The sequence below is a fragment of the Streptomyces niveiscabiei genome, assembly GCF_001419795.1.
In the GTDB taxonomy this organism is placed as follows: Bacteria; Actinomycetota; Actinomycetes; order Streptomycetales; family Streptomycetaceae; genus Streptomyces; species Streptomyces niveiscabiei.
This window is the reverse complement of the sequence record NZ_LIRL01001290.1, coordinates 1-2,711: the sequence shown is the minus strand read 5'-3', so window position 1 is coordinate 2,711 and position 2,711 is coordinate 1. Positions and strand designations below refer to the sequence as shown.

The following is a 2,711-nucleotide window of genomic DNA, read 5'->3' as shown; positions in this document are numbered from 1 at the left end:
TCGAGGACGCGGGCGGCGTCGTCGCGCGGGCCGTGGCGAGCGGGGGACGGGTGGTCACGCCCGTCATGGACAGTGCTTTCGGGCAGCGGGGCGGGCGGGTGCGGGATCCGTTCGGGAACGTGTGGTGGGTGGTCCAGCATGTCGAGGACGTGGCCGAGGAGGAGATCTGGGAGCGGATGTCGTGGCCCGAGCATGTCGAGGGGATGCGGGTCGCGCAGGAGACGCTGGACGTCGAGCTGAGCGGGCGGCGGCAGGGCCGCAGCAGCGCGCCGGTCAGGGGGTGAGGCCGGGGTCGACCGCGGCGTCCAGGAGGGGGCCGAGTTCCCGGGTCGCGGTGTCCAGGGCCCGGGTGCTCTGTTCGGCGCGGGCGATGAGGAGGGCGCCTTCGATGGTGCTGATCATGAGGGTGGCGAGCGGGGTGGCCCGGTGTTGGGGTACGCCCATCCCGGTGAGGGCTGCGGCCACCGCGCCGGTCCAGCCGGCGAAGGCGTCGGACGCGGCCTCCCGGGTCGAGGGCGTGGTCTTGGCGCAGTCGACGGTGGCGGCTGCGACGGGGCAGCCGCCCGTGTAGCCGGACGTCTCGTACTCGTCGGTCCACTGCCGGACCATCTCGGCGAAGAGTCCGCTGGGCGTCGGCGAGGGGAGGGCGGCCAGGAAGCGGGGTACGCGGTTTCCGGCGTAGCGGCCGGCCCACTGGACGGCCTCGTTGACCAGTTGTTCCTTGCCGCCGGGGAAGTAGTGCTGGAGCGAGCCGCGCGGTGCCTGCGCGTGGGCGGCGACCTCGCGCATCCCGGTCGCGCCGACTCCGTCGCGCCGGATGAGCTGGGCCGCGCTGAAGACCATGCGCTCGCGTGGTCCGCGTTCCGTCACTCCTGGCCTCCTCTTCCGTGTCCCCGGAACAGTCTATGACCACCGTCATAACGCGGGCTACCATGACAGCGGTCATAGTCCGGGGAGAGTGGTGGTGCGGCATGGCGTACGTGGGCTTCGTCGGTCTCGGTGTCATGGGACAGCCCATGGCCCTCAACCTGGCGCGCGCGGGCACCCCGCTCGTGGTGTGGAACCGTTCACCGGGCCGGTGCGAGCCGCTGCGTGCCGCCGGTGCCGAGGTCGCGGCCAGCGCGGGCGAGGTGTTCGAGCGGTCCGGCACGGTCGTGCTGATGCTGGCCGACGAGGAGGCCGTGGACGCCGTGCTGGGCCGGGGCACGTCCGGGTTCGCGGCGCGGGTCGCGGGGCGCGTCGTCGTGCACATGGGCACCACGTCGGCCGAGTACTCCGCCGGGCTCCAGGAGGAGATCCGGGCGGTGGGCGGGCGGTATGTGGAGGCGCCGGTCTCGGGGTCGCAGGTCCCGGCGGAACACGGGCAGTTGGTGGGAATGCTGGCCGGGGACGAGGATGCCGTGGCGGCCGTACGGGAGCTGCTGGCGCCGGTGTGCCGGGAGACGTTCCTCTGCGGCGCCGTTCCGGGGGCGCTGCTGATGAAGTTCTCGGTGAACCTGTTCCTGATCACACTGGTCACGGGGCTCAGCGAGGCGTTCCACTTCGCCGAGCGGCAGGGGGTGGATCCGGCGCTGCTGCGGAAGGTCCTCGACGCCGGACCGATGGCGAGCGCGGTGTCGCGGATGAAGACACCGAAGCTCGTGGAGCGGGACTTCGGCGTGCAGGCCGGAGCGGCCGACGTACTCAAGAACAACCGGCTGATCGCTGAGGCGGCTCGGAAGGTGGGCGTGGCTTCCCCTCTCCTGGATGTGTGTCACGCGTTGTTCGCGGAGACGGTGGAGCAGGGGCACGGCGGGGAGGACATGGTGGCGGTGGTCCGGGCGATCGAGAAGCGGAGTGCGGCGGTGTGAGCTTCCAGCTGACCACGGGCCGGGGATCTTCCAGATCTCCTCCCAGTACGATCCGACGGTCTCCCTCCCGCAGGCCGGGCACCGGCAGGGGTGCTGATGGGGGACGGACGTGAATCCGCGGCTTCGCAGCGAGGAAGTGAGCACCGTATGCGCCGTCATGGGCGACCCACCCGGCCCGCCGGACCGTCGGACCGGGCAGGCCGTACCCGTCAGGGTCCTGAGCGGGCGGGCCGGGTCCGGCAGGGTCTGGACCGGGAGCTGGAGCAGCTCGACGGCGCGTCCTACAGCCGCTACCGGGGGCTGACGGGGCAGTGGGAGCTGCCTGGGGGTGTGGTGCTGGAGATCGTGCGCGGGCAGGCCGATCCGTACGCGCCGCCCGCGCGGGTCGCCGTCCGGGTGCCGGGTGAACGGGCGGGATTTCCCCGGGAGTTGTGGGACTCGGCGGTGCGGCGGCGGGCGCTGGCCGGGTATCTCGTGCGGCAGGCGGCGCGGGAGGTGGACGGGGAGCGGGATCTGCACCTGGACGCGGGCGGGCAGGAGGTGCTGGACCGCAACTCGTGCACGGTGGACGCGGAGGACGGGTCGGTGACGTTGCGGCTCGGGGTGGCGTTGCCGGGGCCGCACCGGCGGATCGACGGGCGGGCGGCGTGGCGGCTGTTGTGCCAGGTGCTGCCGCGGGTCGCCGAGCGGGCGCTGTGTCTGGCGGCGCTGGACGGCGGGCGGGTGCGGGAGTTCGCGGCGGCGGTGGAGGACTCGGCCGCGCTGCGGGCCGCGCTGCCCGGGCTCGGCCTGGTGGGGTTCGTCGCGGACGGGTCTCTGCTGGCCCGGCGGACGGGGGCGGACGACCGTCCCGCGCGGGGT

4 protein-coding genes are annotated in these 2,711 nt (G+C 73.5%); 3 read left to right on the top strand and 1 reads right to left on the bottom strand.

What is annotated here, in order from left to right; translation table 11 throughout:
• Nucleotides 1-284, top strand: a 284-nt coding sequence (locus AOK24_RS43235; RefSeq protein WP_338060981.1) for a VOC family protein, incomplete at its 5' end; no start/stop codon positions are given.
• Here AOK24_RS43235 and AOK24_RS43230 read toward each other — a convergent pair.
• Nucleotides 274-843: an LmrA/YxaF family transcription factor gene (locus tag AOK24_RS43230; protein ID WP_055725312.1), complete on the bottom strand. Its 570-nt coding sequence runs from the start codon at nucleotides 841-843 to the stop codon at nucleotides 274-276. The genes AOK24_RS43235 and AOK24_RS43230 overlap by 11 nt on opposite strands.
• A gap of 128 nt (nucleotides 844-971) precedes the next feature.
• Here AOK24_RS43230 and AOK24_RS43225 point away from each other — a divergent pair, with 128 nt between their 5' ends.
• Both AOK24_RS43225 and AOK24_RS43220 read left to right on the top strand, forming a co-directional pair.
• Nucleotides 972-1,850: an NAD(P)-dependent oxidoreductase gene (locus AOK24_RS43225; RefSeq protein ID WP_055725311.1), complete on the top strand. Its 879-nt coding sequence runs from the start codon at nucleotides 972-974 to the stop codon at nucleotides 1,848-1,850.
• Nucleotides 1,851-1,997: 147 nt separating this feature from the next.
• Nucleotides 1,998-2,711: ABC-ATPase domain-containing protein (locus AOK24_RS43220; RefSeq protein ID WP_240554412.1), on the top strand; the 714-nt coding region annotated here is incomplete at its 3' end.

Coding starts and splice junctions, on each gene's coding strand:
- AOK24_RS43225 (WP_055725311.1), top strand. CDS start 972: ATGGCGTACGTGGGCTTCGTCGGTCTCGGTGTCATGGGACAGCCCATG.
- AOK24_RS43230 (WP_055725312.1), bottom strand. CDS start 843: ATGGTCTTCAGCGCGGCCCAGCTCATCCGGCGCGACGGAGTCGGCGCG.